General features: G+C 67.2%; 7 protein-coding genes. 5 read left to right on the forward strand and 2 right to left on the reverse strand.

The features are described from left to right. The first annotated feature begins 31 nt into the window (after nucleotides 1-31). Nucleotides 32-1,177, forward strand: a complete 1,146-nt coding sequence (locus tag AAFP30_RS27710; protein ID WP_419233280.1) for a septum formation family protein — start codon at nucleotides 32-34, stop codon at nucleotides 1,175-1,177. 4 nt (nucleotides 1,178-1,181) lie between these two features. Further along, on the forward strand, nucleotides 1,182-1,532 hold the full coding sequence (locus AAFP30_RS27715; RefSeq protein WP_419233281.1) for a metallopeptidase family protein: 351 nt from the start codon (nucleotides 1,182-1,184) through the stop codon (nucleotides 1,530-1,532). Between the two features lie 198 nt (nucleotides 1,533-1,730). On the opposite strand, the gene AAFP30_RS27720 is transcribed toward AAFP30_RS27715, so the two are convergent. Together AAFP30_RS27720 and pheA are read right to left on the reverse strand one after the other, a co-directional pair. After that, nucleotides 1,731-2,393, reverse strand: a complete 663-nt coding sequence (locus AAFP30_RS27720; RefSeq protein ID WP_419233282.1) for a histidine phosphatase family protein — start codon at nucleotides 2,391-2,393, stop codon at nucleotides 1,731-1,733. Next, nucleotides 2,393-3,334, reverse strand: a complete 942-nt coding sequence (pheA, locus tag AAFP30_RS27725; protein ID WP_419233283.1) for a prephenate dehydratase — start codon at nucleotides 3,332-3,334, stop codon at nucleotides 2,393-2,395. Before pheA ends, AAFP30_RS27720 begins: the two co-directional genes overlap by 1 nt. A gap of 107 nt (nucleotides 3,335-3,441) precedes the next feature. On the opposite strand from pheA, the gene AAFP30_RS27730 reads away from it, so the two are divergent. The 3 genes from AAFP30_RS27730 to AAFP30_RS27740 form a co-directional block, all read left to right on the forward strand. Then, nucleotides 3,442-4,197, forward strand: a complete 756-nt coding sequence (locus AAFP30_RS27730; RefSeq protein ID WP_419233284.1) for a DUF2470 domain-containing protein — start codon at nucleotides 3,442-3,444, stop codon at nucleotides 4,195-4,197. Between the two features lie 43 nt (nucleotides 4,198-4,240). Then, on the forward strand, nucleotides 4,241-5,050 hold the full coding sequence (locus AAFP30_RS27735; protein ID WP_419233285.1) for a CPBP family intramembrane glutamic endopeptidase: 810 nt from the start codon (nucleotides 4,241-4,243) through the stop codon (nucleotides 5,048-5,050). Between the two features lie 273 nt (nucleotides 5,051-5,323). After that, nucleotides 5,324-6,458: DUF222 domain-containing protein (locus AAFP30_RS27740; protein WP_419233286.1), on the forward strand; the 1,135-nt coding region annotated here is incomplete at its 3' end.

The following is a 6,458-nucleotide window of genomic DNA, read 5'->3' on the forward strand; positions in this document are numbered from 1 at the left end:
ATGCAGACGGCGCCAGGCATGATGGATGCCGATGAACTCCTACCCTGAGGACCCCGACTTCGAGAACCCCGACGACTGGGTCGAGGTGCCCGACGAGCGTCCCGCGAGCGGTGGCTGGCAGCAACGGCTGCTGGCCAACCCGGTCCGGTTGATGCTGTCGGCCGTGGTCATCGGCGCGATCGTGGCCGGTGCGATCGCCCTTGCGATGGGTGTCTTCAACGACAACGGCAGCGTCGGCGGTACCGACATCGGTGAGAACGAGCGGCTCGCGGAGAACGCCTTCACCCAGTCGGTGACCGGCGACTGCCTCGACTGGCCTGCCGGCGATCCGGGTAAACCGACGAAGGTCGCCTGTGAGCAGAAGCACCGGTTCGAGGTCGCCGGACCGCTGAACACCGCGATGCTGCCCGGCTCCGAGTTCGGCGACAGCGCGACCTGGCCCGGCGCAGATCGCTTCGCCACGATCCGCGACGAACAGTGCCCGGTCATCGTCAACGACTACCTCAACGGCAAGCTCGACCCGCAGGGCCGATTCTCCGTCGGCATGATGTATCCGTCGCAGGTGCAGTGGGACAAGGGTGCCCGTGAGCTGCGGTGCGGACTGCAATCGACCGGCCCGGACGGCGGCGCCATCCAGTTCGTGGGGCGGGTGGCCGAGCAGGATCAGTCGTTCCAGTGGCCAGCCGGTACCTGCATCGGTATCGACCGACCCACCAAGAAGCCCACCGGTTTCCCAGTGAGCTGCACCGAACCGCACGCCTTCCAGACCACCGGAACGGTGAACCTCGCGGCGAAGTTCGGCGACGCCCGATCCGGCAAGCCGTGGCCGCCGGTGGCCGCGCAGAACGACTATCTCGCCTCGATCTGTCCGGTACAGGCGACCCGGTTCATGGGCGGCCAGAACAAGCTCGATGCGACGACGCTGAACGTGCAGTGGTCGGTGCTCTCGGAGCCGAGTTGGCTGGCCGGCAGCCGGACCGCGGTCTGCTACCTCGGTCTGCCCGACGGCGGCGGATTCGCCACCCTCGTCGGCGACGCCCGCTCGACCCTGTTGATCAACGGCAAGCTGCCGGTGCCGCCGCCGGCCGCCCCGCCGGGCCGCGCGCTGCCCACGCCGGTGCCGCTGCCGCCCGGCGTCGCTCCGAATCCCGAGGAGGTCCCGGCACCGGCCGGGTGATCGCATGACCGTAACGATGTCCGACGACGAGTTCGACGGGCTGGTGTCCGACGCGCTCGACACCATCCCGTCGGAACTGACCGACAACATGTCCAATGTGGTGATCCTGGTGGAGCCGCGGCACCCGGAATCGCCGCACATCCTCGGCCTGTATCACGGCGTGGCGTTGACCAGCCGCGATCACGACTACGGCGGGTTCCTGCCGGACACCATCACCATCTACCGGGACTCCATCCTGGCGATCTGCCACACGCGCGACCAGGTGGTGCGTGAGGTGGCGGTGACGGTGATCCACGAGATCGCCCACCACTTCGGCATCAGCGATGAGTGGTTGCATGCGAATGGGTGGGGTTGAGACACCACCGGTCCCCACCTCGGCCATCGACCGAGCAGGAGCTGATCGCAGATGACGTTGATTCGCGGCCCGATCCACTGGACCGACCGGGGAGTCGGGCAGATCGAATCGACCGACTGGTCCACCTGATCAATCTCGAGCAACCGCAACGTTTCGACACTGAGGTCGCCGAGTTCTTGGGCAGTCCCGTCCGCGATCTCACCCCATCGGATCAGTCACCAGCGGTTCGTCGACACGGACGCCGAACGGCCCGGTGACCGCTCCCCAGCGATGTACCACCCACAGTCCGTCGGTGTACTCGAGTTCGATGCTGCCGGTGTTCTGCAGGTGTGTGCCGGCGGCGAACGCCGGGTCCACGCCACCGAGATGGGCAGCGATCAGGCGAATCGCCGCGCCGTGGCTGACGACATAAACGTCCTGCTGGTCGGGTCCGGCCAGGTGCCGTCGGGTCAGGTCGTCGATGACCGGAAGGTAGCGCTGGTAGATCATGGCGAGCGATTCGCCGCCGGGTAGTCGGGCCTCGAGTTCGCCCTTGTGCCACCGGTCGACGACGTCCTTGAACACGCCGTGCGCGTCGTCGTCGAAGCGATCTTCCAGGTCACCGACCTGCACCTCGTGAATACCCTCGGCCACAACGGGTTCGACGCCCCACACCGATCCGATCACCTCCGCGGTCTGCTGGGCGCGGCGGGCCAGTGAACTCACCAGGGCGACGGGTTCGGGATGCGGGCTCTCGAGTGCGAACCGAACCCCTTGGCGCACACCGAAATCGGTGAGGGCGGCGCCGGGGAGCGCGGTGTCGAGACGGCGCATGACGTTGGAGGTGGTCTCGCCGTGGCGCACCAGGTGCAGCCGTGCCACTACGCATCACCTCCCCGGCGCAGGGATTCGTACCAGCTCACGGAGGCTGCGTGGTTCGGCGGTTGGGCCCCACCGTTACGGTCGGCCTTCCAGGAGCCGAGGAACACGACGCGATCGCTGCTGCGGTGGAGCGCGCGCAACGCCTCCCCGACGGCGTCGTCCTCGAGGTGCCCGACGGCGTCGAGGTAGAAGTGATACGAGCCGCGCATGTCTTTACGCGGTCGCGACTCAATGCGCGTGAGATCGATTCCCCGGGAGGCGAACTCGTTCATCGCCGCCATCAGGCTACCGGGCACGTTGGGCAGGTCGAGGATCACCGATGTCCGATCCCTACCGGTGGGCGGCAGCGGCGGCGCGGGGCGACCGACCAGCAGGAAGCGCGTCGCCGCATCGGCCGCATCGGCCACGCCGTCGACGAGCGTCACCAACCCGGACAGGCCAGCCGCCAGCGGAGTGGTCACCGCAACGTCCGCGTGCCCTTCCGAAACATCCTGTGCAGCACCAGAGTTTGACAACGCGGTGACGAATTGCGCTCCTGGATAGAGTTTTTCCACCGATTCACGCACCTGGGCCGCCGCCACCGGATAGGCGGCCACGGTACGGACCGCGTCGGCAGATATCTCCGCACGGGCGGCGATGGTGAAGGCGACGTCGAGGATGACTTCGGCGAACACCTGGACGCGACCGTCGGCACTCGGCCCGGGCGGGACGAGCGCGTCGGCGGTGGCCGGGACTGCGCCCTCCACCGAGCTCTCGATCGGCACGCAGCCGTAGTCCGCGGCGCCCGAGCGCACCATCTCGATGGTGGCGGTCGGGCTGGGGGCGGCCAGCTTCTCCAGCTCCCCCGAGGATGCGTTCGGCAGCGGGGAGGCCGAGAGGAATTTGTCGAGGGCCATCTCGGTGAAGGTTCCCGGAGGACCGAAGTAGGCGTACACGGACACACCCAAAGAGTAATCGAGCGGCTTGAACTAAACCGTTGACGTTTCGCGAATCCACCACTTAGGTTAGGGTTACCTTCATTCAAGACCGCTTATGGAAAGGAGGCCGCATGACCCGCGCCATCACCGACAAACCGTCGGACGCCGAACTGATCCAGACCGCATGCCGCCGGATACAGGGCGCGACCCTGGCTGTCGAGGGCGCCGAGCCCACCCCGGTCAACGTGGTCCACCTGTTCGAGTCCCAGGCCTTCGTGCTGGTGCCGTCCGACGGTGACGCGATGATCCTCGTCGACGACAGCCCCGACGGCCTCCCGGCCATGGTGGAGATCACCGACTGCGCCCCCATCGACCTGCGGGAACGCGTGCGGTCGCTGATCTGGCTCAACGGCAACCTGCACGCCGTCCCGGCCAATCTCGAGCGTGACCTGGCGCTGGAGATCGCCGCCGAACACCCCGACGACGGTCTTCTCGACCTCGGCCACGGATTCTCGATGCTGCGGATGCAGATCGACAGCGCGGTCATCGCCACGGCATCCGGCGCCGCCTCCGTACCGGCCGCCGAGTTGGCCACTGCGACCCCCGATCCGTTCTGGGAGTACGAGTCGGGCTGGATCGCACATCTCGACGCCGATCACGCCGACCTGGTCGGTCAATTGGCCCGCAAACTGCCACGGGATCTGCGCGACGGACGGGTCCGACCCCTCGGCCTCGACCGCTTCGGGCTCTGCTTCCGCGTTGAAGGACCCGCCGGCGACTCCGACGTCCGGCTGCCCTTCCCCCGCCCGGTCACCGACGTCTACCAACTCTCGCAGGCACTGCGGAGTCTCGCAGGCTGCCCGTTCATCAACAGCCTCCCCGAATGACCTGACCGGCTGGCCGGCCGATCACGCTCCGTAATCTGGCCGCATGGCCGTCACCTTCCGCGAGCTGCTGAACCCACGGCCGACCGCACCGATCGCGCGGGTGACCGATCCGACGGAACGCCGTGCGATCGTCGTCGAACTCGTCATCGTCGGTGTCCTCACCTTCGCGTTCTCCGCGATCGCTGCGGCGCTGTCGTTGATCGAGGCGCAGTTGTCCGGCGGTATCGGCAACTCGACGGTCGCCCTGAATCCGAGTCGTTCGGACCTGGGCTGGATCGACTTCGCCCGGCAACTGATGAGCGCCATCCGCCTGTTCGCCATCGGCGGGCTCGGCGCCTACCTGCTGTGGCGCAGCGGTATCGGCTTGGATCGGGTTGGACTGGGCCGCTGGAAGCCGCGACGCGACGTTCCTGCCGGCCTCGGCATGGCCGCGCTGATCGGACTGCCCGGCCTGGCGCTGGTCGCCATCGCCCGCGCACTGGGACTCAACGCACACCTCGTGCCGAGCGAGGTCGACGGCGTGTGGTGGCGCTGGCCGGTGCTCATCCTCATCGCGATCGGTAACGCGGCAGCCGAAGAGATCGTCGTCGTCGCCTATTTCATCACCCGCCTCCGACAACTCGGCGCGTCCGAGAACGGATCCCTCGCCGCCAGCGCCGTGCTCCGCGGCGGCTATCACCTGTACCAGGGCGTCGGCGCCGGCCTTGGCAACATCGTCATGGGCCTGGTGTTCGGCCGGTTCTTCCAGATCACCGCGCGCGTGTGGCCGTTGGTCATCGCCCATGCCGTCATGGATGTCGTCGCGTTCGTCGGGTACGCCCTACTGCACGACCACCTGGCCTGGGTTGGGTGAGCACAACGCCCCTCCCCGTCGGTTGAGTAAGCCCGGCGACGGAGGAGCCGAGCGCCCTTCCGTTGGTTGAGTAAGCCCGGCGACGGAGGAGCCGAGCGCATCGAAACCCTGGCGCACCGAACTTGTCGGTGGCGTGTTCTAGGGTGGTGTCACCGGATCGAACAAGAATGAACGACGTGAGCTGAGGCCTTGTGGGCCTTGGTCTTTCAGACAACATGATGTGGGCAGATCGATCCTCCCTGTCCTGTTCGTGTGTTTGGAAGGTCGTTGGTCGTGGATCCGTTGTCGGCGTGGTGGAGGGTGGCTTCGCCGTGGCCGGACCTGCCCGGCTTCTACACCGGAGGCGTACGCGCCGATCGTGTCGGTGATCCCGCCGACGCCGGGATCAATGATTTGGTCGGTGGCCTGATCTCCAGCGTGCGTGGCCAGTCGTATCTGGCGTGGCATGACTATCAGATCGCTGCGGAACTGCATGCGCGTTTGGTCGGCGACTCTGAGCGCCCCGACGACCTCTTGTTGAAGGATGGGTTCGCTGACTGCGCCGCCCGGATTTCGTTGTCACTGTGCGTCGGTCAGGGGGAGGCCGAAAAACTGCTGCACCGCGCCCTGGCCCTGCGCGACCGCCTCCCGCAGGTGGCCGAACGGTTGAAGATCGGCCGGATCACCGACGAGGCGGTGCGGAAGATCGTCGCGCGTACCGATCTGGTCGACGGCCAACCCTGTGCCGCCGACGTGGATCGCGACATTGTGGCGGAGTTGGATCTGCATGATGGGGCGTGGTCGATGCACCGCCTGCAGACGATGTGCGATCGGATCGTGTTCCGGCATGATCCGGATGCGGTGCGTGAGGCTCGGCGTCGGGCGAAGGATGCGCGTCGGTTCTGGACGCGGCCCACCGGCGATGGGATGGCGCAGGTGTCGGCGACGATGACCGCCGAGAACGCGCTCATCGCCAAAGCCGCGGTCAACGCACTGGCCACCGCGACGTGTGAGCAGGATCCGCGCACGCTGGATCAACGCCGCTCGGATGCCACCTTCACCCTGTTGACCGGCAACGTCTTCGAGTGCCTGTGCGGGCGCGAAGACTGCGACGCCATCATCCCCGAACCGGGTACCGCCCCGGCCAGCACGGTGGTCATTCATGTGGTGGCCGATGAAGGCACCGTGAAGGGCACCGCACAGAATGCGGGGTTCATCGCCGGGCAAGGGCTCATCTCCGATGAGCAGGTGCGGGATCTGGTCGCGCGGCCGGATGCGGTGATCCGCCCGATCGTTCCCATGGGGACGCCGATCAACCCGGACGGCACCTACACGCTCCCGGCGACCCAGCCGTCGAACCCCTACCGCCCGTCGACCGCCCTGGACACGTTCGTGCGGGTGCGCGACGGCTACAGCGTCATCCCTGGTG

Source organism: Gordonia sp. CPCC 205515 (assembly GCF_048537925.1).
GTDB lineage: Bacteria > Actinomycetota > Actinomycetes > Mycobacteriales > Mycobacteriaceae > Gordonia.

What these genes read in the sequence shown, in the direction of transcription:
- AAFP30_RS27710 (WP_419233280.1), top strand. Translation starts at nt 32, where the DNA reads ATGAACTCCTACCCTGAGGACCCCGACTTCGAGAACCCCGACGACTGG.
- AAFP30_RS27715 (WP_419233281.1), top strand. Translation starts at nt 1,182, where the DNA reads ATGACCGTAACGATGTCCGACGACGAGTTCGACGGGCTGGTGTCCGAC.
- AAFP30_RS27730 (WP_419233284.1), top strand. Translation starts at nt 3,442, where the DNA reads ATGACCCGCGCCATCACCGACAAACCGTCGGACGCCGAACTGATCCAG.
- AAFP30_RS27735 (WP_419233285.1), top strand. Translation starts at nt 4,241, where the DNA reads ATGGCCGTCACCTTCCGCGAGCTGCTGAACCCACGGCCGACCGCACCG.